General features: G+C 43.6%; 25 protein-coding genes. 19 read left to right on the plus strand and 6 right to left on the minus strand.

Features of this window, described 5'->3' with window-relative positions; all coding sequences use genetic code 11:
• The 7 genes from ACTIE6_RS11700 to ACTIE6_RS11730 form a co-directional block, all read left to right on the plus strand.
• A partial coding sequence (locus ACTIE6_RS11700; protein ID WP_439556811.1) for a heparinase II/III family protein occupies positions 1 to 1,050 on the plus strand: 1,050 nt, incomplete at its 5' end.
• A gap of 6 nt (positions 1,051 to 1,056) precedes the next feature.
• Positions 1,057 to 1,188, plus strand: a complete 132-nt coding sequence (locus ACTIE6_RS11705; RefSeq protein ID WP_439556812.1) for a hypothetical protein — start codon at positions 1,057 to 1,059, stop codon at positions 1,186 to 1,188.
• Positions 1,188 to 2,300 (plus strand): glycosyltransferase family 4 protein, encoded by a 1,113-nt coding sequence (locus ACTIE6_RS11710; RefSeq protein WP_439556813.1) that lies wholly within the window; start codon positions 1,188 to 1,190, stop codon positions 2,298 to 2,300. The genes ACTIE6_RS11705 and ACTIE6_RS11710 overlap by 1 nt, the downstream gene beginning before the upstream one ends.
• A gap of 130 nt (positions 2,301 to 2,430) precedes the next feature.
• Entirely contained in the window at positions 2,431 to 3,663 is a 1,233-nt protein-coding gene (locus ACTIE6_RS11715) for a 4Fe-4S binding protein (RefSeq protein WP_439556814.1), read from the plus strand.
• A gap of 24 nt (positions 3,664 to 3,687) precedes the next feature.
• Entirely contained in the window at positions 3,688 to 4,209 is a 522-nt protein-coding gene (locus tag ACTIE6_RS11720) for an NADH-quinone oxidoreductase subunit J family protein (protein WP_439556815.1), read from the plus strand.
• Entirely contained in the window at positions 4,206 to 4,517 is a 312-nt protein-coding gene (gene nuoK / locus ACTIE6_RS11725; protein WP_439556816.1) for an NADH-quinone oxidoreductase subunit NuoK, read from the plus strand. Before ACTIE6_RS11720 ends, nuoK begins: the two co-directional genes overlap by 4 nt.
• A gap of 37 nt (positions 4,518 to 4,554) precedes the next feature.
• Positions 4,555 to 5,001, plus strand: coding sequence for a DMT family transporter (locus ACTIE6_RS11730; protein ID WP_439556817.1), 447 nt, complete (start codon positions 4,555 to 4,557; stop codon positions 4,999 to 5,001).
• 53 nt (positions 5,002 to 5,054) lie between these two features.
• Here ACTIE6_RS11730 and ACTIE6_RS11735 read toward each other — a convergent pair whose 3' ends face one another.
• Positions 5,055 to 5,567: a DUF6265 family protein gene (locus ACTIE6_RS11735; RefSeq protein ID WP_439556837.1), complete on the minus strand. Its 513-nt coding sequence runs from the start codon at positions 5,565 to 5,567 to the stop codon at positions 5,055 to 5,057.
• Positions 5,568 to 5,669: 102 nt separating this feature from the next.
• A complete protein-coding gene (locus ACTIE6_RS11740) occupies positions 5,670 to 7,562 on the minus strand; it encodes an amidophosphoribosyltransferase (RefSeq protein ID WP_439556818.1) in 1,893 nt (630 codons plus the stop codon).
• Positions 7,563 to 7,859: 297 nt separating this feature from the next.
• Between ACTIE6_RS11740 and recO the strand changes: the two genes are divergently transcribed.
• Positions 7,860 to 8,555 (plus strand): DNA repair protein RecO, encoded by a 696-nt coding sequence (gene recO, locus ACTIE6_RS11745; RefSeq protein ID WP_439556819.1) that lies wholly within the window; start codon positions 7,860 to 7,862, stop codon positions 8,553 to 8,555.
• A 72-nt stretch (positions 8,556 to 8,627) separates the two neighbouring features.
• Complete coding sequence (locus tag ACTIE6_RS11750) at positions 8,628 to 9,362, plus strand: hypothetical protein (RefSeq protein ID WP_439556820.1); 735 nt, start codon at positions 8,628 to 8,630, stop codon at positions 9,360 to 9,362.
• 352 nt (positions 9,363 to 9,714) lie between these two features.
• Here the strand turns inward: ACTIE6_RS11750 and lptB are convergent, their stop codons facing one another.
• Positions 9,715 to 10,446 carry an LPS export ABC transporter ATP-binding protein gene (lptB, locus tag ACTIE6_RS11755; RefSeq protein WP_439556821.1) on the minus strand — a complete coding sequence of 244 codons (732 nt, stop codon included), beginning with the start codon at positions 10,444 to 10,446 and terminating at the stop codon, positions 9,715 to 9,717.
• A gap of 10 nt (positions 10,447 to 10,456) precedes the next feature.
• Positions 10,457 to 12,187 (minus strand): single-stranded-DNA-specific exonuclease RecJ, encoded by a 1,731-nt coding sequence (recJ, locus tag ACTIE6_RS11760; RefSeq protein ID WP_439556822.1) that lies wholly within the window; start codon positions 12,185 to 12,187, stop codon positions 10,457 to 10,459.
• Between the two features lie 115 nt (positions 12,188 to 12,302).
• Here recJ and ruvX point away from each other — a divergent pair, with 115 nt between their 5' ends.
• The 3 genes from ruvX to ACTIE6_RS11775 are packed head-to-tail and all read left to right on the plus strand — an operon-like array spanning position 12,303 to position 14,164.
• Complete coding sequence (ruvX, locus tag ACTIE6_RS11765; RefSeq protein ID WP_439556823.1) at positions 12,303 to 12,740, plus strand: Holliday junction resolvase RuvX; 438 nt, start codon at positions 12,303 to 12,305, stop codon at positions 12,738 to 12,740.
• A 12-nt stretch (positions 12,741 to 12,752) separates the two neighbouring features.
• Positions 12,753 to 13,334 carry a peptide deformylase gene (gene def / locus ACTIE6_RS11770; protein ID WP_056279506.1) on the plus strand — a complete coding sequence of 194 codons (582 nt, stop codon included), beginning with the start codon at positions 12,753 to 12,755 and terminating at the stop codon, positions 13,332 to 13,334.
• 38 nt (positions 13,335 to 13,372) lie between these two features.
• Positions 13,373 to 14,164 carry an amidohydrolase gene (locus tag ACTIE6_RS11775; RefSeq protein ID WP_439556824.1) on the plus strand — a complete coding sequence of 264 codons (792 nt, stop codon included), beginning with the start codon at positions 13,373 to 13,375 and terminating at the stop codon, positions 14,162 to 14,164.
• A gap of 6 nt (positions 14,165 to 14,170) precedes the next feature.
• On the opposite strand, the gene gatC is transcribed toward ACTIE6_RS11775, so the two are convergent.
• Positions 14,171 to 14,458: an Asp-tRNA(Asn)/Glu-tRNA(Gln) amidotransferase subunit GatC gene (gatC, locus tag ACTIE6_RS11780; protein ID WP_056279510.1), complete on the minus strand. Its 288-nt coding sequence runs from the start codon at positions 14,456 to 14,458 to the stop codon at positions 14,171 to 14,173.
• Between the two features lie 625 nt (positions 14,459 to 15,083).
• Between gatC and ACTIE6_RS11785 the strand changes: the two genes are divergently transcribed.
• From ACTIE6_RS11785 to ACTIE6_RS11810, 6 genes are all read left to right on the plus strand, one after another.
• Positions 15,084 to 15,923, plus strand: coding sequence for a MotA/TolQ/ExbB proton channel family protein (locus ACTIE6_RS11785; RefSeq protein WP_439556825.1), 840 nt, complete (start codon positions 15,084 to 15,086; stop codon positions 15,921 to 15,923).
• 64 nt (positions 15,924 to 15,987) lie between these two features.
• A complete protein-coding gene (locus ACTIE6_RS11790) occupies positions 15,988 to 16,602 on the plus strand; it encodes an ExbD/TolR family protein (protein ID WP_056279515.1) in 615 nt (204 codons plus the stop codon).
• 37 nt (positions 16,603 to 16,639) lie between these two features.
• Positions 16,640 to 17,218, plus strand: coding sequence for an ExbD/TolR family protein (locus ACTIE6_RS11795; RefSeq protein ID WP_439556826.1), 579 nt, complete (start codon positions 16,640 to 16,642; stop codon positions 17,216 to 17,218).
• 33 nt (positions 17,219 to 17,251) lie between these two features.
• Entirely contained in the window at positions 17,252 to 18,076 is an 825-nt protein-coding gene (locus ACTIE6_RS11800; RefSeq protein ID WP_439556827.1) for an energy transducer TonB, read from the plus strand.
• Positions 18,077 to 18,297: 221 nt separating this feature from the next.
• The gene (locus ACTIE6_RS11805) at positions 18,298 to 19,254 is read left to right on the plus strand and encodes a substrate-binding domain-containing protein (RefSeq protein ID WP_439556828.1); all 957 of its coding nucleotides are present in this window, start codon (positions 18,298 to 18,300) and stop codon (positions 19,252 to 19,254) included.
• 76 nt (positions 19,255 to 19,330) lie between these two features.
• Positions 19,331 to 21,094: a tetratricopeptide repeat protein gene (locus tag ACTIE6_RS11810; protein ID WP_439556829.1), complete on the plus strand. Its 1,764-nt coding sequence runs from the start codon at positions 19,331 to 19,333 to the stop codon at positions 21,092 to 21,094.
• A 71-nt stretch (positions 21,095 to 21,165) separates the two neighbouring features.
• Here the strand turns inward: ACTIE6_RS11810 and ACTIE6_RS11815 are convergent, their stop codons facing one another.
• Positions 21,166 to 21,369 carry a hypothetical protein gene (locus tag ACTIE6_RS11815; protein ID WP_031528945.1) on the minus strand — a complete coding sequence of 68 codons (204 nt, stop codon included), beginning with the start codon at positions 21,367 to 21,369 and terminating at the stop codon, positions 21,166 to 21,168.
• Between the two features lie 185 nt (positions 21,370 to 21,554).
• Between ACTIE6_RS11815 and ACTIE6_RS11820 the strand changes: the two genes are divergently transcribed.
• Complete coding sequence (locus ACTIE6_RS11820) at positions 21,555 to 22,856, plus strand: BatD family protein (protein WP_439556830.1); 1,302 nt, start codon at positions 21,555 to 21,557, stop codon at positions 22,854 to 22,856.

The following is a 22,856-nucleotide window of genomic DNA, read 5'->3' on the forward strand; positions in this document are numbered from 1 at the left end:
GAAGACGGGAGTTACATTCAGTTTTCTATGAACTACCACCGCGTAGCAGTACAATTGCTGACCTGGGCACTGCGTTTGGGTGAGTTGAATGGTGACAGATTTAACAATGAAACTTACCGGAAAGCCCGCCAAACGGTTTTGTTTCTGCAAATGTGCCAGGATGATGAAAGTGGACAGCTGGCCAATCTGGGTAACAATGATGGAGCATTATTCTTTCCGCTTACTGAATGCCATTTCCGTGATTTTCGTCCGCAGTTACATGCATTAGCCACACTTTTAAATATGCCCGCTCAATATGGCAGCGGCAGCTGGGATGAAGAGGCGCATTGGTTTGGTATTGTTCCGCCAACTGCCGAGGGCAAACCTTCCTCAGCTATGTCTCCCGCTACAAAAGACTTCAAAGTTGGCGGTTACTATGTGGCTCGGGACGATCAAACGATCACTTTACTTCGCTGTGCCGCTTATCATAATCGTCCATTTCAAGCTGATAATCTACATCTTGACATTTGGGTGAAAGGAAGGAATATTCTCCGCGATGCGGGAACATACTCTTATAATACGGAAGCAAATTGGGCGGGCTGTTTCGCCGGCACTGCGGCGCATAATACAGTTACAATAGGAGAATATGATCAAATGAGAAAAGGCTCGGGCTTTACCTGGTCACATTGGGTACGAAATGCAAACGGAGCCGCTTTTTGTTGCGACGCAACAGTCATTTTAGAAGGAGAATTCACAGGATTTACTTTCCTGAACAAGCCTGTTACGCACAGAAGGCGGATATCAAAAACCATTGGCAGGCTGCATTGGATTGTTGAAGATTGGCTTGAAAATGTGCCCGGGAATATGGTATCAAAACAACATTGGCATCCCGACGATACTTTCCTTAAAAACTACCGGATCACAGCGGTCGGTAAAGACAATAAATCCATTGTTCCTGAAAAGCTACCCGGCTACTTCTCCGAATTCTACGGCAGCAAAACAGAATGCATTGCACTGGCTTTTCCATTTACCGGCAGCTACATCCGAACAGAAATCTCGCACATTACTTGATCATGTATGCATATTTTGTTGATACACCAGTTCTTTCTCAGAGACAATGAAGGTGGCGGGTCAAGGTGGAATGAAATGAGCCGGATCTGGACCGAGCAGGGCCATCGGGTGACGGTACTTGCCGGAAATGTGCATTAATGTGTTCAGGAAATACTTCTGGAAAGAAGTGGTTTACTGATACTACCAATGCGGCTGAGGTGCGGGTAATTCGCTGTTTTGTCTCTGATAAGTATCATTCCGGCTTTTTGGGCAGGTTATTGGGATACTTTTCCTTTGTCCTTTCCGCAATTATCGGCGGTGTTTTCTATGCGAGAGACAGGTATGATGCAGTTTTGGTAACTTCTCCTCCGCTCTTTATCGGTTTTTCGGGCTGGCTGCTGGCTTGGTGGAAACAGATTCCATTTATTATGGAAGTGAGGGACTTGTGGCCTGAGTCGGCGATAGGTACCGGGCTTCTTACCAGCAAGAGCCTGATCAGAGTTTCTTATTTGTTTGAGCGTTTTTTATATAAAAAGGCAAAGTTGATCAATGTACTTACTCCTGCATTCCGGGAGGTTTTAATCCATCAAAAGCATGTAGAAAAGGAAAAAATCTGCTTTATTCCAAATGCGGCAGACTTTGCAGTGGCGGAACAGATTGATGCCAACTTTGATAAAAATGCATTCAGGCAGCAATTGGGGCTCAAAGATGCATTTGTGCTGATTTATGTTGGTGCGCACGGCATTGCAAATGCATTGATACAGGTGATTAATGCGGCAGAGTTACTTACCGATACCCGCGCACATTTCCTGCTAATAGGTGACGGGGCTGAAAAGCAGATGTTGATGAATGAAGTTGAAAGGAGGAATTTGAGGAATGTGACTTTCATTTCGCAAGTCTCCAAAGAGAAGGTATTTGAATACATTCTGGCAGCAGATGCAGGCTTGTCGGTGTTAAAGCGTGCGGAAATTTTCAAGACTGTTTACAGTAACAAAACCTTCGATTACTTTTCTTGCAGAAAACCTGTGCTGATCGCGATTGACGGAATATCCAGGGAATTGGTCGAGCAGGCTGATGCGGGTACATTTGTTGAACCCGAGCGGTCAGAAGATCTGGCAGCAAAGGTCCGGTTTTACATTAAAAACAAGGAACTTGCTGAGCATCAGGGAAACAATGGTTATTTATATGCCAAACAGCATTTCGATAGAAAGCGACTGGCTGACAAATACCTTTCCCTCATTCAAGAATTGATCTTAACAAATGGGAGTTAATTGGCTGAATTGGCGATTTTTACATTAAAATAATTGAACCGAAATTGTAATCAGCAAGTTGTATTAAGGTCTGTTTTCATTCACTTACTCTATCTTTGCAATAGGGTATAATCCCATAATCAAAAACGACTTGTCGACTTACTTTAAAAATATATCAGAAGGAATTACGACCACCATGACAGGATTGCGGTTGACGCTGCAGCATTTGTGGGGTGCGAGAAACAGGAGAAAGCTGGTTGATATCCGTTCTGATGATTTTTACAGTCAGAACGATGGGATGGTCACCATTCAGTATCCACTGGAAACTATCCCCATTCCCGATAACGGTCGGTACCGGCTTCATAATGAAATAGATGATTGCATTGTCTGTGATAAATGTGTGAAAGTGTGCCCGGTGGATTGCATTGAAATTGAGCCCATTCGCGCAATTGAGGAGGTAGGTCGCGCATCGGACGGGTCGCCAATCAGGCTGTATGCTGCCAAGTTTGACATTGATATGGCCAAATGCTGCTATTGCGGCCTTTGTACGACGGTTTGCCCAACGGAGTGCCTCACGATGACCAAGACTTTTGATTACAGTGAGTTTGATGTGCGGGATATGGTTTACAATTATTCCAACCTCACACCGGAGCAGGCTGACGAGAAACGCGCGCTTTTGGAACAATTTCAAAAGGAAAAAGAAGCTGCTAAGGCTGCCAAACCTTTGGAAGCAAAACAGCCCGCAGAGCCAGCAGCGCCACGTCCTGCATTCAAACCTACAATTAAGCCTAAGCCACAGGTTGAAGAGAAGCCGGCAGAAGCAACAGCAAATGCAGAAGAGCCGAAGCCAGCACGACCGGTTTTCAAACCTAAAAAGCCTGTTGATACGAGTATAACCAATGAGAATCCTGCTGCTGAGCCCGAAGCAACAGCAGCTCCAAAACCTGCTTTCCGTCCTACATTAAAGCCGAAAGTAGTTCCTCAGGAAAATATTGAAAAGCCAGTTGTAGAAACACCTGCGGAAGCTGCGGTACCAGCGAAACCCGCATTTAAACCAACAATGAGGCCGAAAGCTGTCGCTAAGGAGAATGTTGAAAAGCCTGTTTCAGAAACACCAGCAGAAGCTCCGGTACCAGCGAAACCTGCATTTAAACCAACCATGAGGCCGAAAGCTGTCGCTGAGGAGGATGTTGAAAAGCCTGCTTCGGAAACACCCACAGAAGCTCCGGTACCAGCGAAACCTGCGTTTAGACCAACCATGAAGCCCAAAGCTGCTGCTGAGGAAAATGTAGAAAAGCCTGTTTCGGAAGCACCAGCAGAAGCTCCGGTACCAGCAAAACCTGCATTCAGGCCAACTATGAAGCCGAAGCCGCCAAAAGAGTAGCAGGTGATTTAACATAATAACAGTATGGAAGCAGCAGCATTTTACGCATTTTCCCTTATCGCGATCTCAGCCGCGCTCTTTATTCTTTTTTCGAAAAACCTGATTTATGGTGCATTTGCGCTTTTTCTGGCATTTCTGGGAGTAGGTGCGTTGTTTGTACTGGCAGGCGCGGATTTTCTGGGCGTTTCGCAGATCATGATTTATGTGGGGGGAATCCTGGTGCTGCTGATCTTCGGTATTATGCTCACGCAGAAGGCAGTCAAAAACAGCGATCCGACCAGGCATAATCGTGTTGAAGTACCGATATCCCGTACAGTTGCGGGGGTAATTGCAGGTGTTGGCTGCGGATTGGTTTTACTCAGGATTATCTTCTCGGCCAATTTCAAAATGGCAGGCGAAGCCGTAGAAAACCGATCGACGATCAAAACAATCGGAGTCGAATTGATGACAAGCCATTTGTTACCTTTTGAAATTACGGCTATTTTGCTGCTGGTAGCACTTGTTGGCGCCGCATATCTCGCCATGAACCGAAACCCTGCCAAATGACTTCCATTACAATCTACCATTACCTGATCGTAGGGGCAATTCTGTTCTCGGCCGGACTGGGTATTGCTATTACCAAGCGCCATTTTATAGGAATGCTCCTGGGTATTGAGTTAATGCTCAATGCAGTTAATGTTAATCTGGTGGCATTCAGCCGGTATGATGGGGAGCGGTTGAGCGGGCAATTGTTCGCATTGTTCGTCATGGTAGTAGCCGCTGCGGAAGTGACGGTAGCACTTGCGATCATTCTGCGTGTGTACGGTCATTTTAAAACTGTTGATCCGGACGATCTCGACGAGCTGCAACAATAGTCGCAAGCTTTAACATATGTTTATTAAAACCTCTAAAATGAACTGGATTTTTCTGGTCCTGGCATTCCTGATCGGCATTTCGAATGCGGTACAATCCGGTGTGAATGTGCAGTTGCGCGAGTCTATCAACAACCCGATCCTGGCGGCAATTATCTCATTTTTTGGAGGGCTGGTGGTTCTGCTAATCGCATATGCCTGCTTCAATCAAAACCCAATTCCTTCATTCAGCGAGATCAGGCAGGTTCCGTGGACAAGGTTTATGGGCGGTGTGCTGGGTGCTTTTTATGTGTTAACGGTGATCATGATCATTCGCCACATTGGTTCTGCAAATATGATCTGCCTCGTGGTAGCCGGACAAATGGCAGCGGTTATGACAATCGACCACTTTGGGTTGCAAGGCTTCGTCGTCCACCAGATTTCAATGCCAAGGATACTGGGAGCAGTTTTACTCGTCGCGGGCGTTTACCTGATCATCAAAAACTAAAAAAGGTGATAGCTGCGGAGCAACTATCACCTTTTTAACTGCGGTAATGCTATTTATGGAATGCGATTGAAGACAAACAGGTCAATAAACACCCATTTATTATTCTCCATTTTTCCTCTCTGAATTACCAGCTGATTTTGTGAGCGTCTTTCGTAAATGATCCTCACTGAAACGTCATCTTTCTCAAACAAAGCCTGGTTCTTTTTTGCTTCGATAAAGTTGTAAGTGTCCGACACATTTTTCTCTTCCAGCGCGATCAGACCTGGCTTGAAATGCTTCACTCTTGCAATCGGGCCTTTTTCACCTGGTTCGAATGCAAACACTTCATATAAAGCAGGCTTATCGTCTTTGATCATCCGGATATAGCCCATAATGTTGTTTCCTGCGGGAGCTGTCCACGAAGCTTCAAGGGGGCCGCCGTTGTAAGTACCAAGCCAGTGGCCTTCCAGAAAGGCAAGATCATTCAGTGTTCCTGTGGTTGTTTGTGCTTTCGCGAAAGTGCCCATAAAAAGAAGGGCGAGTAGTAAAGAGAAGATCTTTGCAGACCAGGTTTTGTTAAAATTCATCATTGGTTACAGGTTTATTTTAGCAGGCAATTTAGGCGAATGCGACGTGTAAAAAAAATAGCCGCCCGGTTCCCGAGCGGCTATGGGTCATTTCATCTTTTATCAGTAAGCTCTTTCCAGCTTCCCTTCATAAGAGTTGGCAAAAGCTCTGTTCACTACTTTGTTACCTCCCTGCGTTGGATAGTTTCCTGTAAAGTACCAGTCTCCCAAGTGATCAGGGCAGGCTTTATGGAGGTTTTCAACCGTTTGGAAGACTACTGAGAGTTCTGCATTCAGATCCTTCGGACGAATGCTTTCTGCGATTTTCTGCGATATCTCTTCGTCGGTAAAAGGTTCATAGAGTGCCTTTACAAAGTTGGTGTGATATGGGTTTTTAGTCGCAATGGAAGTTACACTCCGGGTATAAACATCTTCTAAAAGATATTCAAGATCTCTTTCTTCCAACAACTTGAGAACAGCACGGAATGCGACAAAGTCTTTCATTTTCGACATATCGATTCCGTAACAATCAGGGAAACGGATTTGCGGCGCCGAAGACGCAACTACAATTTTCTTTGGTTTCAGGCGGTCAAGCATAGTTAATATGCTTTTTTCCAGCGTGGTTCCGCGAACAATGGAGTCGTCGATAATTACTACTGTATCCACATTTTTACGAACAACCTCGAAAGTAGTATCGTAAACGCTGGATACCATATCGTCGCGCAGCGCGTCGGCGGTAATGAAAGTTCTGGATTTTACATCTTTCGTTACCAATTTCTCAATTCTCGGGCGGAATGAAAGCACTTTTTCCAGGTCTTCCTCGAAAAGAATTCCCTCCATAATCGCCTGCTTGCGTTTTTTCGCAAGATATTCTTCCAAACCTTCGATCATTCCAAGGAATGCAGTTTCGGCTGTGTTGGGAATGTAGGAGAAAATGGTGTTTTCAAGATCGTAATTGATCTCCTTTAATATTTGAGGAATCAACAATTTACCCAGCTGCTTGCGCTCATAGTAAATATTTGGATCGGTCCCTCTCGAGAAGTAAATCCGCTCAAAGCTGCATGACCGTTTTTCCAAGCGTGGCAGGATCGGGAATTCATTATACTCTCCGTTTTTATCAACGATCAATGCAGATCCCGGTGTGATCTCGGTAATCTGATCATAGTCTACATTGAAGGCAGCTTTAATAGCTTGCTTCTCGGAAGCCACTACAACCACTTCATCATCAGCATAATAATAAGCAGGGCGAATGCCGGCAGGATCGCGGATCACGAATGAAGCGCCATAACCTGTCAATCCGCACATCGCATAACCTCCGTCAAAATCGCGGCACGAGCGATATAGTACGTGCTGCAAGTCTATGTTGTCTTCAATAACATCGGAAAGTGTCGGATTTTCATAGATTCCTTTGAACCTTTCGAACACGCGCTGGTTTTCTTCATCCAGAAAATGTCCAATTTTCTCCATCACGGTCACCGTGTCCACTTTTTCCTTTGGATGCTGACCAAGTGAAACCAGTTTGCCAAAAAGCTCGTCCACATTTGTCATGTTGAAATTGCCCGCCATCACAAGGTTGCGGCTTCTCCAGTTGCTTTGACGAAGCATTGGGTGACAGTTTTCAACTTCATTGGAACCGTGCGTTCCGTAGCGAAGATGTCCAAGCCACACTTCTCCTGTAAATGCAAGATTTTCCTGAAGCCATTTGGCATCCATGGAGCGGTCTCTGTGATTCTTGAGACCTTTGCGAAATTTCTTGTGAATTTTGGAGAAAATATCCGTAAGTGGCTGAGGTTCTACGGATCTGTATCTGCTAATGTATCTTTTCCCGGGTGGTACTTCGATTTTTATGTTGGCTACTCCGGCTCCGTCTTGTCCCCGGTTTACCTGTTTTTCCATCATTACCGAAAGCTTGTGTACAGCGTACAGGGGCGTCTCGTATTTGTCGATGTAGTATTGATAGGGCTTTCTAAGACGGATAAGTGCTATGCCGCACTCATGCTTAATGGCGTCGCTCATAGGAAGAGGAATGCTTTACAAATATGAATGTTTGCAGCTACGCAAAGCGTATTACCTTAATGTTAACATCAACGAATTTAAACCTTGGTTTAGTTCGCTACTTCTTACAAAGGTACAAATCCTTTAGCTCAAAAAATTTCAGATAACGCCGATTTTTAGAGAGTTATTAAACCCTTCAAAACAGCGAACGGTTTATCACAATTACAACGGCAGATAATTATATTGGTGCTTTGCGTTGAGTGTAATGGAAACCTATCTAACGGAAAGATAAGTATTTTTGGTCAAAAAGAATCCGGTATGCTGCATAAAACCAGAGGAATTGCACTGAGCTACATTCGCTACCGGGAATCTTCCATTATCTCGAAGATCTATACGGAGGCATTTGGTATACAGACCTACATTGTAAATGGCGTAAGAAGTTCTAAGTCAAAGTCAAACAAAATTGCTTTGTTCCAGCCACTTACATTGCTGGATATGGTTGTGTATCATAAAAGCAAGGAGGATACCATTCACAGACTGTCGGAGCTGAAATGCTATGCGCCTTTCCACAGTATCCCATTTGATGTGATCAAGTCTAGTCTTGCCCTTTTTGTTACAGAAATTCTTGGTAAAACTTTGAGGGAAGAGGAGCAGAATGAGTTCTTGTTCCATTATATCGAAGAATCGGTTCTTTTTCTCGACAATGCGGAAAGCAATTTTGAGAATTTCCATATCCAGTTTCTCTTGCAGCTCGCCTCTTTTCTGGGATTTGGTATTGAAACAATCGAGGACCTGGAAAACGAGCTGAAAGAAAATAATTACCCGCATTCGGCAGATAGTTCTGAGCATGCAGCTTCCGAGCAATTATTGTATTCGACCTTTGGCACGCGCATCATACTTGACAGGAGCCGCAGGCTCAGAATTCTGGAAAAGCTCATTTTCTTCTATAAAATACATTTGGACGGACTTGGTGAAATCAAGTCGCTGGAAGTGCTGAAAGAAATACTAAGGTAGTTTAATGCCGGGTGGAAGACAGACTTGGCATAATTTTGATGACGTATATAGTGCTAACAAAATCAGTCAAAAATGAAACATATACTTACAACCATCCTGGCTTTGATTTCAATGGTTGCTTTTGCCCAGGATCGCCTGCCGCAGGATCGCCTGCCGCAGGTACCCAAAGGTGCGTGGAAGTCACAGGAACCAACCGGCAGCGCATCAACGCTCATTGTTGCGGATAATTATATGGTGATTGCCTCTTACAGTGTTGGAAACAAATACTTTGAGCGCACAGAAGGCGGTCCATTCACAATGAGCGGCGACCAGATGACCTATACGCCCGAATTCAATTCAGCAGATACAGCTAAGATCGGGATTCCAATTGTTTTTACGGTGACGGTAAAAGACGATATCCTGACATTAAAATATGAAGAGGCGATGGTATGGATGCGTGTCGACGACGCTACGAATGTCCCTATGGCGGGCGCCTGGCATATTACTGAACGAGCGAATGGCGCACAGGGAGAACTTGTTAAGATTCATCAGGAGGGAACACGTAAAACCTTAAAGCTGCTCTCGGCAACAAGGTTTCAATGGTTTGCAATTGATCCTGCGGTGAAAGGTTTTTATGCAACCGGCGGTGGTACTTACACAGCTAAAAATGGTAAGTACACCGAAAAAATCCAGTTCTTTTCGAAAGACAACAATCGGGTGGGAACTTCATTGAGCTTCGATTACAAGCTTGAAAATGGAAGATGGGACCACAGCGGAAAGAGCAGTGAAGGAAAGCCTATTCATGAGATCTGGGAAAAAATTAAGTAACCAAATGAACTTATTTAGATTTGTTCAAAATAATTGTGGACAAAAATTTGAATCATTCTAAATAGCTCTTACATTTGTCTAGGTTATAACTGTCAAGGGGATGAGCGTTTTTGTTTTAAATGAGTGCAGTATGGTATCAGAGCAACGTGATTCGTGGATGAAGTCGGTGATAGGAGAGTCTGAATGCGTTTTTAAAAAATGCTGTGAAAAGTATAAGAAGAAGGGAAAGCACTGCAAAAAATGCCCCAAGAAATAAAGAACAGTTAGCCTTGCAGCTTGTAATACAGTTCATGGTGAATAATTATAAGAGAGGGAATGCCTGGTAGCGTTCCCTTTTCTATTTGCTGCCTGTTCAGACTTTGCGCTTCAATTCGAAATGCTGACCCAGGTAGACGCGCCGCACTACTTCATCTTCGGCTAGTTCTTCGGCCGTTCCTTGTTTCAGGATCTTGCCTTCAAATAGTAGATAGGCTCGATCTGTAATGGAAAGTGTCTCATTTACATTGTGATCGGTGATGAGGATACCGATATTTTTATGTTTCAGTTTGGCAACTATACTCTGAATATCCTCTACTGCAATCGGGTCAACTCCAGCAAACGGTTCATCGAGTAGTATAAACTTTGGATCTACTGCAAGTGCCCGGGCAATTTCTGTGCGCCTTCTTTCTCCGCCTGACAATACCATTCCTTTGCTTTTTCGCACGTGCGCCAGGTGGAATTCCTCGATGAGCTCTTCTACTTTCAGTTTCTGATCATTTCGGGAGAGATCTGTCATTTCGAGTACAGCTTTGATATTTTCCTCCACAGTCAGTGTCCGGAAAACGGAAGCTTCCTGCGCCAGATAACCGAGCCCAAGCCTGGCTCGCTTATACATCGGCAGACTTGTAATATCCTTGTCGTCCAGGTACACTTTCCCGCTGTTGGGTTTCACCAGTCCGACCGCCATATAAAAAGAGGTAGTCTTGCCGGCGCCATTTGGACCAAGCAATCCTACGATTTCGCCTTGTTCTACCTGATAGCTTACATTGTTATTGACGAATCGTGCGCCGTATTTTTTAACCAGGTTCTCGGTTTTCAGTATCATGTCCGTCAATTCAGATTACTGCATCGTTTTCGTGCAGCTTAATGTCTTTCAAAGAGAGTTGTAACGTTTTTTTGTCGCGAAAGTTATTTTCTTCCAGCGAATAGCAGATTGAAAACGGCTTACCCGAGACAAGATCCGGATAAAACTGGGCCAGCCCAAAACCTACTGCGGTATAAACCTGTGAGTTGCCTTGTTTTACATCAAACTTGATGTGTTTTTCTTTCATAATGCTCGGTCTGCCTGCCAGAGTCACCAATCTGGATTCAAAAACGGGCGTCATATTTCCGGGACCGAAGGGGCCCATTTGCCGGAGGATATTATAGAATTTCGGCGAGATTGCTTCAAGATGGAGCAATGTATCAATATTGATCATCGGTACCATTTGGTCCGGAAGAATCCTGCTGCTTACGATTTCATTAAAGCGGGATCTGAATGCTTCCAGGTTTTGGAGCGGCAGTGTAAGTCCGGCTGCAAAAGTGTGTCCGCCGTATTGTTCAAGCAGGTCCGCGCATTCTTCAATTGCTTCGTACACATCAAATCCCGGCACAGACCTCGCCGATCCTGCAGCTTTTCCATGTGAATGGGTTAATATGATTGTAGGACGGTGGTATTTTTCAATGCAGCGGCTGGCCACAATCCCGATTACGCCTTTGTGCCAGTCTTCTTTGTAAAGCACGGTGCTTTTAGCTGTGGAAAACCAATCGTCATTTTCAATCATATAAAGCGCCTGCTCGGTAATGCTGGAATCGAATGTCCGCCGCTCCGTGTTATGCTTGTTGATTTCCATCGCAAATTCCATGGCCTCTTCATCCTGCTCGGAGAGAAGTAACCTAACCGCCTCTTTCGCGTGCTTGATCCTGCCAGCAGCATTGATGCGCGGGCTCAATCCGAATACGACATTCGTAATATCTAAATGCCCGCTCATTCCTGAAACCTGGATCAGTGCTTTGATTCCGGTTCTTGGAGATGCATTCAGCCTCTTTAAACCATAAAATGCAAGTACCCTGTTTTCGCCTGTAATTGGTACGATGTCAGCGGCAATGCTGACAACCAGCAAGTCCAGGTATTCAAACAACGATTCTATATCAATGTGCTGCCTGATGCAAAAAGCCTGCAAAAGCTTGAATCCCACGCCGCAGCCGGTCAGTTCTTTGTAGGGATATTCGCAATCTTCTCTTTTTGGGTCAAGTACAGCTACTGCTTTGGGCAATTCCGCGCCGGGCCGGTGGTGGTCGCAGATAATGAAATCAATTCCTTGTTCTGCCGCTGCTTCTACTTTATCTACTGACTTAACACCGCAATCCAGGGTTACTATTAAAGAAAACCCGTGCTCGCTCGCCCAGTTAATGCTTTGCCACGAAACGCCGTATCCTTCTTCATAGCGATCGGGGATGTAGTAGTCAAGATTTGAGTAAAACCTTTTTAGAAAACCATAGAACAATGCCACTGAGGTGGTTCCATCCACATCGTAATCTCCATAAACCAAAATCTTCTCGCCACGGTCAATCGCTTCAATGAGCCTGTTGACCGCCATATCCATATCCTTCATCAAAAAAGGGTCGTGAATATGTGCGAGTTCAGGCCTGAAAAAATTTCGGGATTGTTCAAAATCGAGAATGCCGCGGCGTACCAGTAAGGATGCCAGCGAAGGGTTCAGGTTCAGGGCAGCGGCAAGTTCTGCAACAGTCTGCTGTTGCTCGGATGTAAATTCAGGATGGTGTATCCAACGCTTGTCAATCATGCCGCAAATATAACTGGATTCTATCACCCCTTTTCAATTCGGATTATCCGTTCGTTCATCGGGAAAAGCTAGTTGAAAGGTCTTATCTTTGCAACCTGTTAACAATCTTTAAGAAATGGCGCGATTACTTGCAATTGATTACGGATCCAAACGCAGCGGAATTGCCGTAACAGACCCATTGCAGATCATCGCGACGGCGCTGGATACGGTACCTACGCACGAATTGAGAACCTTCCTGAAAAAGTATACTTCACAGGAGCAAGTCGAGGCATTTATAATAGGTATGCCTAAAAAGATGGACAATACCGATAGTGAGAATGCGGCCAGGGTTCAGGCTTTTATTAAGTTGATCCAAAAAGACTTTCCAGAAATACCTGTTCACACGCATGATGAAAGATTTACCTCTTCCATGGCGCTGCAATCTATGATTTCAGCAGGGTCCAGGAAGAGCGACAGGAGAGAGAAAGGGAATATAGATAAGGTAAGTGCCACTATTATTCTCCAGTCGTTTATGGAGAGTAGGGGCAATGCAAGAAATTTTAGTAGTCAATAAAGTTAAAAACCAATGATTTACCCGATTGTAGCTTACGGTGACCCGATTTTAAGAAAGCCAACCCGATTCATCGAAAAAGATGAAATGGACCTGAAAAAGCTTTCGGAGGATATGTTCGAGACAATGCATTCTGCAAATGGAGTTGGACTGGCTGCGCCGCAGATTGGTTTGAATGTGAGGGTTTTCGTAGTAGATGCAACACCTTTCGCTGAAAAGGAAGACGAAGATGATGAGCCCGATTTGTCACTCGCTGATTTCAAGAAAACCTTCATTAATCCTGAAATCCTGGAAGAAACCGGAAAAGAATGGGCGTTTGAAGAAGGCTGTCTGAGCATCCCGGGCATACGCGGCGATGTGTACCGACCTGAAACTGTGCGCATCAGATACCGTGACATTGAATGGAATGAATACGAAGAAGTGTATTCAGGTATGGCCGCGCGGGTTATTCAGCACGAGTATGACCATCTCCTCGGCAAGCTTTTCGTGGATTATCTTCCTACCCTGAAAAGGCAGTTTATCAAAAAGAAGCTGACCGATATCTCAAAAGGGAATGTGGACGCGGATTACAGAATGCGCTTTCCCGGTCGGCGGTAGGTACATATATATATAGCCACTTTTAGCAGCGAGGTATTATGGCCGAATTACATGCAGATACACTATCGGTAGCACTGGTGCAGACAGATTTGTACTGGGAAGATGTTACGGCTAATCTCGCTTCGCTTGAAGAAAAGATTGCTGGTATCACCGAGCCGGTAGATGTAATTGTATTACCTGAAATGTTTAATACGGGTTTTACAATGAATACTGCTGTCGCAGAACCTGTTAATCTGACCACTACGCGATGGATGAAGCAGATGGCGGCCCAGACGAATGCATTGGTGATCGGAAGTTTTGCGGTTAAAGAGGAAGGCAATTTTTATAACCGCGTATTTTGCGTAAAACCTGACTCTTCTTTCGTTTTCAGCGACAAGCGTCATCTTTTTACAATGGGAAAAGAAGACCTGGCATATAAGCCGGGCAATAGCAGGGTGACCCTGAACTGGAAAGGCTGGAAGATTACACCTTTGATTTGTTATGATCTCCGGTTTCCGGTTTGGAGCAGAAACAATGCCGCTGATCCCTTTGATGTACTTATATATGTAGCAAATTGGCCTGCCAAGCGAGCGCACGCCTGGAATACTTTGTTGAAAGCGCGGGCTATCGAGAATCAGAGTTATGTTGTGGGCGTGAACAGGATAGGAAAAGATGCGAACGGTTTACATTACCAGGGTGACTCTGTTGCACTGGACTATCTGGGAGAGCCAGCCTGCATGCTAGGCGATAAGGAAGTAATCAAGGTTGTACATTTTTCAAAAAGTGAGCTTGAAACTTACCGGAATGCTTTTCCTGCACTGTCCGATGCCGATCTTTTTACCCTGCATTGATCGGGTTTATTCAATCACTTTTGGCACCATAATGTAGCGCTCATTTTTGAGAGGCGCATTTGCAAGTGCATCTTCTCTGGTCAGTGTGTTGGCGGCTTCGTCGCTGCGCCAGTTATTCACTTCATCAAGAATATGGGTCAGCGGCTCAACTCCCTCCGTATCGATCTCATTGAGCTGGTCCATCCAGTTCAATACGGAATCCATACTCTTTAATGTAGCTTCCTCTTCTTCAGGACGTATTTCGAGGCGGGCCAGGTGGGCTACCTTGTAAAGTGCGTCGCGATCGATTTTCATGGTATTATGAATTTGTTAAGTTGCTGGGGTACCTACTGGCAGAATGTCAAAATTACCTCATTTTTGCCAAACCGCTACTGTGGCAGGATAATTAGGCATGTTTTTAGCATGCAAAATTGCCAAAAAATGGAGCCTGTGCTGATGTTGATTTTTGTCAATATTGGCGGAAAGAGACACTACTCTGAAATGATAGTTTAAAAATTGTTGTTAAGACACTTAGTAGGAGAAAAATAATATTTGCTTTTCTAAGTTATTCTTGAAATATTTTGAAATGCAAAATGCCGGTTTAAAAAACATGTATGAAGACTTTCGCGCAAAGAGTACAAATAACTTATGATGTTGGGAGATAGATATTTTGTTCTTAATCAGTACTAAACTCAGAATTATTAAAAAAATAGTGAGCAAGGCGATCTTTAAAATATTCAATTTTTCAGCACTCAGTTGAAATAAGGAATAAAAAATCTGACCAAAAGCTTGCTTTTTTTTAAAAGGAAAACTCATACTTTTGTAGATGTCGATAACTGAAAAAGCCAATCGAAATTTTATTTTACCAAAACCAGTTTTTACCAAAAATTTTATTTAATTCACAACCAAAATCTCAATTTAACCTTTAAAAGTAAGTCTGATGGAAAAGAAAGCTACAAGTCCGGCACCTGCTCCAAAGCCTGCTGCGGCGGCAACAAAAGGCAAAGGCGGTTTAAACCCGGCATTGGTAATCCCTCTACTATTTGCGATTGCATTATGCGTGTACATTTTCGTTCTGGGAGCTCCCGAACACTTTAAAGATGGTGATCACGAAAAAGGACCAATCGATGGTGATTACTATGGAATCGTTTACAAAGGAGGTCCAATCGTACCAATTTTGATGACCTGTTTCCTAATCGTATTAACATTTACAATCGAGCGTTTGATCACTTTGAACAAAGCAAGCGGATCAGGCAGCATCGATTCTTTCGTTCGTAAGGTGAGAAGCCTTTTGGACAAAAACCAAATCGAAGAAGCTATTAGAGAGTGCGACAAACAAAAAGGCTCTGTTGGTAATGTAATCAAAGCAGGTCTTTTGAAATACAGACAGCTTACTACTGAAACTGCTTTGGATAAAGAACAAAAACTGGCTGCTCTTCAGAAAGAAATCGAAGAAGCTACTACGCTTGAACTTCCAATGCTTCAGAAAAACCTTACGATTATCGCAACACTTGCCGGTGCATCTACTCTTCTTGCACTTCTTGGAACGGTAATCGGTATGATTAAAGCGTTCGCGGCTCTTGGTACATCAGGTTCACCTGACTCAGCTGCTCTTGCAACTGGTATCTCTGAGGCCCTTATCAATACTGCATTAGGTATCGGTACTTCGGCGATTGCTACAATCTCATACGCTTACCTTAACAGCCGTGTTGACGATCTTACTTACAGCATTGACGAAATCGGCATGAGCCTTCAGTCAAACTTTGCTGCACATTATTGATAGTTTAATGAACTATTTAATAGTGTAGTTTCGTTAATATAAAAAAAACTTATATATTTGATTTATGGCAAAGGTAAGACCTAAGAAGCACGCCCCGCATACCGATATGACGGCGATGACTGATGTAGCGTTCTTACTATTGACCTTCTTCATTATGACGGCGACTTTTAAGTCGAACGATGCTGAGATTACTACTCCATCTTCGATTTCTCAGATCAAAGTTCCGGATGATGATATCATGGTCATTAGTATTGACAAAGCAGGTAAAGTGTTCTTTGGCGTGGATGCCCAGCCCACAAGAGCGGCAATGTTGGAAAACATTGGACAATCGAAAGGGATCACATTCACAGATACTGAAAAAGCTAAATTCGCTGTACAGTCTAGTTTTGGGTTTCCTTTGAATCAATTGAAACCCTGGCTGAACATGCCGAAAGACCAAATGACCCAAGTGAAGCAACCTGGTATTCCTGTTGACTCAACTGGTGCCAGCGAATTAGCTGACTGGGTTTATGCGGCCCGTAAAGCAAACAGCCAGCTTCGTATCGCTCTGAAAGGAGATAACCTGGCGAAGTTCCCTGTGTTCAAGGATGTACTGGCTAATTTACAGTCACAGAACATTAACAAGTTCAACCTGATTACAGGTAGTGAGCAAGCGCCTGCCGGCTACACAAACGATTAGGGTGTTATTAAGTAATTCATTTTAATTAAAGCAAGAAATGGCAGCAATTGAAGAATCGGGTGGTGGTGGCAAAGGCGACGGTAAGGTTCGGGGTAAAAAGATGTCTACCCGCGTAGACATGACACCAATGGTGGACTTGGGATTTTTGCTTATCACGTTTTTCATGCTTGCAACAACAATGTCGAAACCAACCTCGATGTCGTTGGCAGTACCCGATAAGACTGATAAAGAAGATCAGGAGAAAACCGAACCTTTAAAAGCATCAAAAGTTTTGACCCTTTTCATGGGTGCAAATGATGATGTATATTATCTGGATGGAGTAGCTGCTGATGATGATAAGGCGCAAGCGTCTTTGAAGACAACACGTTACGGATTTGATTTAAGGAGCGTAATTTTTGCTTCTCAGAAACGTATCAATGCAGCAAACCCAAAAGATGAAAAAGGAAACGATGCCTTTGTGGTGGTAATTAAGCCAACTCCGGTTTCAACATACAAGAATATGGTTGACGTACTGGATGAAATGGCAATTACAAAATCCAAAAGGTATGCGCTCGTTGAAACTTTGACGGATTCTGAAAAGAAGCTGTTGGGTGACAAGATTGTTCCGAAAGACTAATAATTTTAACTAACCTATTAACTAATACGCGCCATGGCAGAACTAGGCCCGAATGCAACACTGGATGATATAGTGTTTGCTGATCGTAATAAGGCGTACGGTGCATTTGAACTTCGTAAAGGCTATCGTGCTGACGTTACGAAGGCCACAATAATCGGAGCTGTACTTTTTGTTCTTGCAATGTTTACTCCGTCAATCATTAACAAGTTGACAGCAGGGCAGGAAGAAGAGGAGGTGATGGTTGAAGTGGATCTAATGAAAATACCACCGCCGCCAATTGACCCGGCAGAACCACCACCGCCACCACCGCCGCCAGTAGAGCAGCCTAAGGTGAACACAGTTAAGTTCTTGCCTCCCGAAGTTAAAAAGGATGAAGAAGTTCCTGAGGAGGTACCACCACCAACAGTTGAAGAGATCAAAGAAGCTGTTGTTGCTGACAAAACCATCGAAGGAGATCCCAACGCAAATGAAATCATTGTAGCTCCCGAAGCTGTTGCAGCCCCAAGTAAGGGTACAGTGGTTGAAGCAGCACCTGAGCCTGAAAAGGTTTTTACAGTGGTGGAGCAGCAACCTGAGTTTCCAGGAGGTACTTCCGAGATGTACAAGTATTTAAGCAAAAACATTAAATACCCAAGTGCAGCATCTCGTGCTAACGTTTCCGGAAGGGTTTTCATGTCGTTCGTTGTTAATACGGATGGAAGTATCCAGGATGTGTCAGTGTTAAAAGGATTGGGTTTTGGTTGCGATGAAGAAGCTATCCGTGTTGTGAAAGCAATGCCGAAGTGGAAACCAGGTAAGCAGTCAGGACGTGCAGTTCGTGTTAAATATAACCTGCCGATCAATTTCCAACTGGAGTAACTCATGAGGGAAAAACCATTGCATGAGAAGATCGGTGATCTGACCTCTGTGGTAATGGCTTTGACATACATAGGAGGAGGGGTCTTTTTGATCCTCTCCTCCTTGTCTTTTAGGTTGTTACCAATCGGAAGCGTAGCAAGGTACGCGTTTGCTGGCACACTTATTTTGTATGGTGCTTACAGAGGATACAGGGTCTGGCGAAGAAGAAATCAGGAAGAATTATGAAATTCAGGTTATTAGGACTTGCAGTATTAGGTACTAGCGGAGTGTTTGGTTTGCTGAATTGCGGGTCTGGGAATGGTAATCTGGATAACCCGCGGCAGGGTACAATCACGGTTGCTTCTGATGAATCTTTCAAGCCATTGGTTAACTCGCTTACGAATGCTTACGAAGGGATTTATCCCAATACGCATTTTAAGATTGACTACAAGCCGGAGCAAGAAGCGATCAGGCAGTTTTTAAATGATAGCGCACGCATCATTTTTGCTACCAGGCAGCTGAATGAGAAGGAATTAGAGATCATCAAACGTCAAAAAGGCAGTCAGAAATACCAGCATATTGCGACTGACGGTTTAGCATTGGTCGTTAGTAAATCCAATTCCGACAGCCTGATCACAATGGCCGAAGTGCAGGCTATTATGGAAGGAAAAATTAAGGATTGGGCTCAGTTGAAGGATGGTAACCAGCAAGGTTTGATTACGCTCGTTTTTGATAATGCCAATGCAAGTAACCTGAATTATATTCTTGAGAAATTTAAGGTCAAGGATATTAGAAATTTGAGGATTATTTCAGCAGGTTCTAATGAGAAGGTCATTGAAGACGTTAGAAAAAATCCTTTACATCTCGGATTTATTGGTGTGAACTGGATTAGTGATGGTCATTCATTGGCATCTGAGGAACTGTCGAAGGGCATTCACGTGTTAGGAGTCTCCAAGAAAACAAATCCGGATTCTTTGTCGGATTACATTCAACCGTTTCAAAGTGGGTTGGAATTTAAAAGATATCCCTTGCATAGGGACCTATATATAATCAGTCGGGAAGGCTACTCAGGTTTGGGTGGCGGATTGATGACTTATATAGCCAGGGACGTGGGCGGATTGATTATTCAGAAGATGGGATTACTTCCTACGGTACCTTACCCGCGTGAACTTGAGGTCACTACCGGGGCGAACTTTTAAAGTAAACAATTTTAATAGATTTGGATTTGTTATTGAAAAAGCCAAATTTTTTATCACTATTTTAACCGGGTAAAAAATGAACAGAAACATGAAAGTGAAATTAGTAGCACTGGTATTTGGATTATTGGCGTTTGTGCAGTTGCAGGCACAGACGGTTCAGGATGGCCTGGCATTGATACACGGAGAGCGTTACAATGAAGCAGGCGAGTTATTTAAAAAACTGGCAGAAGGTACTCCTTCCGGCGATAATCAATACTATCTGGGTTATTATTATGTTATAACTAACCAGTTGGACGAGGCTCAGAAGGCATTTGAAAAAGGTTTACAGGTTGACGATAAATCTTATTTGAATAAAGTTGGTCTTGGTACAGTAGCACTTGGAAAAGGCGACCGCGCGAAAGCAAAGGAGCTTTTTGACGAAGCAGAAAAGAAGAAGAAAAAAGATGCTGAGGTACTATATCGCATCGGTGAAGCTTACACGCTTTTTGAAAAGCAAAATGATCCTGCAGAAGCGATCAGATTGTTGGACGAAGCTGTTAAAAGAGACAAAAACCTTGCTGATGCCTATATTGCAAAAGGTGATGCTTTGATGCTACGTAACGAAGGTGGCAATGCAGTTACTGCTTACGAATATGCATTAACAGCAAAACCAAACTATGCTGTAGCGCACAATCGCATTGGTCAGATTTACCTGCGTGGTAAAAACTATAACCTGGCTCTTGAAAACTACAAGAAAGCGATTGAAGCTGACGCAAACTTTGCACCTGCTTACAAAGACTTAGCTGAGCTGTACTTCTTCGCACAGAAATACAAACAAGCTGCTGAGAACTTCGATATGTATATTCAGAAAAGTGGTACTACTGATCCTGAAATGAAGTTGCGTGCGGCTCAGTTTGCATTTACTGCTGATGATTACGCGAAGTCACTGCAATTGCTTGAAGAGATTAAAGGTAAAATCAACAACCCGATAACATTACGTATGTACGGTTGGTCTTACTTCAAGCAAAATGATCCGGACAAAGCGATTCAGAATCTCGACGAGTTCATGAAAGTTGCGCCGGATAAAATTATCGGTGATGACTATAAATACTTGGGACGTGCTTACAACCAAAAGAATGGCGGTGAGAAAGGTTATGATTCTACGGGAGTACTTTACATCCTGAAAGGTGCTGATATGGATACTAGCAAAGCAGAGGCTGCTACTACCTACAAAGAGGTTGCTGCACTTTACTACGCTGCGAAAGATTATCCAAATGCCGCTGCGGCTTACGAGAAAGGTATTGCACTTGATACTGCCAAAGCAAGCGCAAACGACTACTACTATACAGGTTTGGCGAACTTCCAGAGAGCTTCAAGTTTCGTGGTACCGACTGCTGCTGACTCGAATTATGCTGACAGTGCTAGAATTGCAATGGACAAGAAAAATCTGTTATTAAAAGCAGATTCCATTTTCGCTATCGTTACTCAGAAGCTGCCTGAATGGCCTTATGGATATTATTGGAGAGCAAGTACGCTTTACAATGCCTACGACAGACAAGAGAATATAGACAAAGGTATTTCAGCTCCTTATTATGCTAAGCTTGCTGAATTGGCTGAGAAGGATCCAGATCCATCTAAATACAAATCTTACTTAAGACTTGCATACGGATACCTGGCATTCTACAGCCAGACTACGCAAAAGGATCCTGCGAAAGCGAAGGAATATTGGGAGAAGCTTTTGAAGGTTGATCCTGATAATGCGTCAGCTAAGGAAGCACTCGGCCTTGCTGTTGCGACTCCCGAAGCTGGACAAGGCGCAGGTAAGACGAAAACTGCGACCGCAACTCCAAAGAAGAAATAATAAAGTGAGTTATAAAAAGAACAGCCGCCTGGAAAATCCAGGCGGCTGTTCTTTTTATAAAACCTTAAAAACTACGAAGGAGTAACCCGCGCAAAGCAGGTGTTGAGGACAGGAAGATGCACAGAGGCATAATGATCGTAGCACCACTGCTTTAAACGCTTCACCTCAGCCGGCATCAACATACGAATCGCTTTTTTAAGCTCTTTCTCGAACAATCTTCGATCAAAGCTCACTTTTTGCAGAATAATTTTAATGTATTCAAGCATCGAGGCCATATCATTACTTAATTTTGTGGTTTAGGGAGGCGGAAAATACATTCCGACATAGCAATTGCTAATAAAGATAACGAAATATTTTAATGAGATTATATGCGTTATTAAATATTTATTTGTGTTTTTCTTTTATCTCCTTTGCTCAGGTTCAAAGTAGCGATGCCACTGTTGAACTTGGCCCCAAGAACTTGACCCTCAATCAGCCATTTACCATTTCTGTGGTGCTGAGAGATGCAGAAACACGACCTGCAGTATTGTTCCCTGACATTCGTGACCTGGAAAAACGAAGTAAATCCGCAACGAGCTCTATCAGCACCATTGACGGGAAAAAAGTAGTTATTCAGACGATCACACAGGAATATTACGCTGCAAAGGCCGGCAGCTACCTTATTCCTGAATTTACATTGAACATAAATGGACAAAGGCTGAGATCCGAAGAGACAATGGCGGTATTTTCTGCCCCTGAGGCCGTAGATGATAATACAATAAAGCCTGTTGCAGACTTACCTGAAGCCGAAATCGAGAATTATAATGAAGCTGTGTTTTTGGCTGTACAAACGGACAAGAAGCGGGTGTTCATACGAGAAGGTTTTGCATTGAAAATATCGCTTTATATAGCTGAAAATGCGCCGGTGGATATGGAGTTCTACCGGTTTAATGAGCAGTTCCAGGCTATTCTGAAAATTTTGCGGCCTGCTAATTGCTGGGAGGAAAATGTTGGGATTGAAGAAATTGTTAAAAGAAGAATTACCATAAAAGGTAAGCGGTATACTGAATACAATATGTATCAGGCAAGGCTTTTTCCAATTACTACCGAAAAAATTGTCTTTCCTGCGATTAGGCTAGATATGCTGGTGTCCGACAATAATGCGGCGGTAAATGTTGATAAAAAAGTTGTAAAAACATTCCGTTCGAAATCGGTAACGGTAGAAGTCAGGCAACTGCCGGAACATCCGTTGAGGGACCAGGTAGCTGTCGGACAGTATAGTTTAAAGGAATCACTGTCTGCCGCGCTGGTGTATCCAGGCGAGAGCATTCGATATATGTTTAAGGTGGAAGGTGTAGGTAATATTGCTGCATTGCCCACTCCATTGGTCCTGAGCAACTCTAATCTCGACATTTATCCACCCGAAGTAAGTCAGGTAATCAAGAGAAGTTATCAGAATGTAATTGGAGAAAAGACTTTCGACTACTTTGTTGTGCCCCGGAAAGATGGTACATTTCCGCTTGGGAGGTATTTTCAATGGATATACTTTAATTCGCATCTTGCACAGTATGACACTTTGCGTTCTACTAAGTCTTTGGAAGTAAAAGGAGAAGATTACAAGATTGCGAACCTTTCTCTGTCAGGTTCGTCCGGTTTGTACGACAATATTGAGAGTCTCGACAGCAGTAAGCAGGGAACAGATTACAAGAAAATATTAAAGGAAATAACCAATGCGATTGTCATCATTTTGCTGGCTACGCTGATATGGGTTTTTAGAAAATAA

Origin of the sequence: Dyadobacter sp. (genome assembly GCF_051859145.1) — a bacterium.
Lineage (GTDB): Bacteria > Bacteroidota > Bacteroidia > Cytophagales > Spirosomataceae > Dyadobacter.

Coding starts and splice junctions, on each gene's coding strand:
- ACTIE6_RS11705 (WP_439556812.1), top strand. CDS start 1,057: ATGCATATTTTGTTGATACACCAGTTCTTTCTCAGAGACAATGAAGGT.
- ACTIE6_RS11815 (WP_031528945.1), bottom strand. CDS start 21,369: ATGGCCTCGATGCTTGAATACATTAAAATTATTCTGCAAAAAGTGAGC.
- recJ (WP_439556822.1), bottom strand. CDS start 12,187: ATGATTGACAAGCGTTGGATACACCATCCTGAATTTACATCCGAGCAA.
- ACTIE6_RS11730 (WP_439556817.1), top strand. CDS start 4,555: ATGAACTGGATTTTTCTGGTCCTGGCATTCCTGATCGGCATTTCGAAT.
- ACTIE6_RS11740 (WP_439556818.1), bottom strand. CDS start 7,562: ATGAGCGACGCCATTAAGCATGAGTGCGGCATAGCACTTATCCGTCTT.
- ACTIE6_RS11805 (WP_439556828.1), top strand. CDS start 18,298: ATGAAATTCAGGTTATTAGGACTTGCAGTATTAGGTACTAGCGGAGTG.
- ACTIE6_RS11710 (WP_439556813.1), top strand. CDS start 1,188: ATGTGTTCAGGAAATACTTCTGGAAAGAAGTGGTTTACTGATACTACC.
- def (WP_056279506.1), top strand. CDS start 12,753: ATGATTTACCCGATTGTAGCTTACGGTGACCCGATTTTAAGAAAGCCA.
- gatC (WP_056279510.1), bottom strand. CDS start 14,458: ATGAAAATCGATCGCGACGCACTTTACAAGGTAGCCCACCTGGCCCGC.
- ACTIE6_RS11735 (WP_439556837.1), bottom strand. CDS start 5,567: ATGAATTTTAACAAAACCTGGTCTGCAAAGATCTTCTCTTTACTACTC.
- ACTIE6_RS11790 (WP_056279515.1), top strand. CDS start 15,988: ATGGCAAAGGTAAGACCTAAGAAGCACGCCCCGCATACCGATATGACG.
- lptB (WP_439556821.1), bottom strand. CDS start 10,446: ATGATACTGAAAACCGAGAACCTGGTTAAAAAATACGGCGCACGATTC.
- ACTIE6_RS11795 (WP_439556826.1), top strand. CDS start 16,640: ATGGCAGCAATTGAAGAATCGGGTGGTGGTGGCAAAGGCGACGGTAAG.
- nuoK (WP_439556816.1), top strand. CDS start 4,206: ATGACTTCCATTACAATCTACCATTACCTGATCGTAGGGGCAATTCTG.
- ACTIE6_RS11810 (WP_439556829.1), top strand. CDS start 19,331: ATGAACAGAAACATGAAAGTGAAATTAGTAGCACTGGTATTTGGATTA.
- ACTIE6_RS11750 (WP_439556820.1), top strand. CDS start 8,628: ATGAAACATATACTTACAACCATCCTGGCTTTGATTTCAATGGTTGCT.
- ACTIE6_RS11800 (WP_439556827.1), top strand. CDS start 17,252: ATGGCAGAACTAGGCCCGAATGCAACACTGGATGATATAGTGTTTGCT.
- recO (WP_439556819.1), top strand. CDS start 7,860: ATGCTGCATAAAACCAGAGGAATTGCACTGAGCTACATTCGCTACCGG.
- ACTIE6_RS11775 (WP_439556824.1), top strand. CDS start 13,373: ATGGCCGAATTACATGCAGATACACTATCGGTAGCACTGGTGCAGACA.
- ACTIE6_RS11720 (WP_439556815.1), top strand. CDS start 3,688: ATGGAAGCAGCAGCATTTTACGCATTTTCCCTTATCGCGATCTCAGCC.
- ACTIE6_RS11785 (WP_439556825.1), top strand. CDS start 15,084: ATGGAAAAGAAAGCTACAAGTCCGGCACCTGCTCCAAAGCCTGCTGCG.
- ruvX (WP_439556823.1), top strand. CDS start 12,303: ATGGCGCGATTACTTGCAATTGATTACGGATCCAAACGCAGCGGAATT.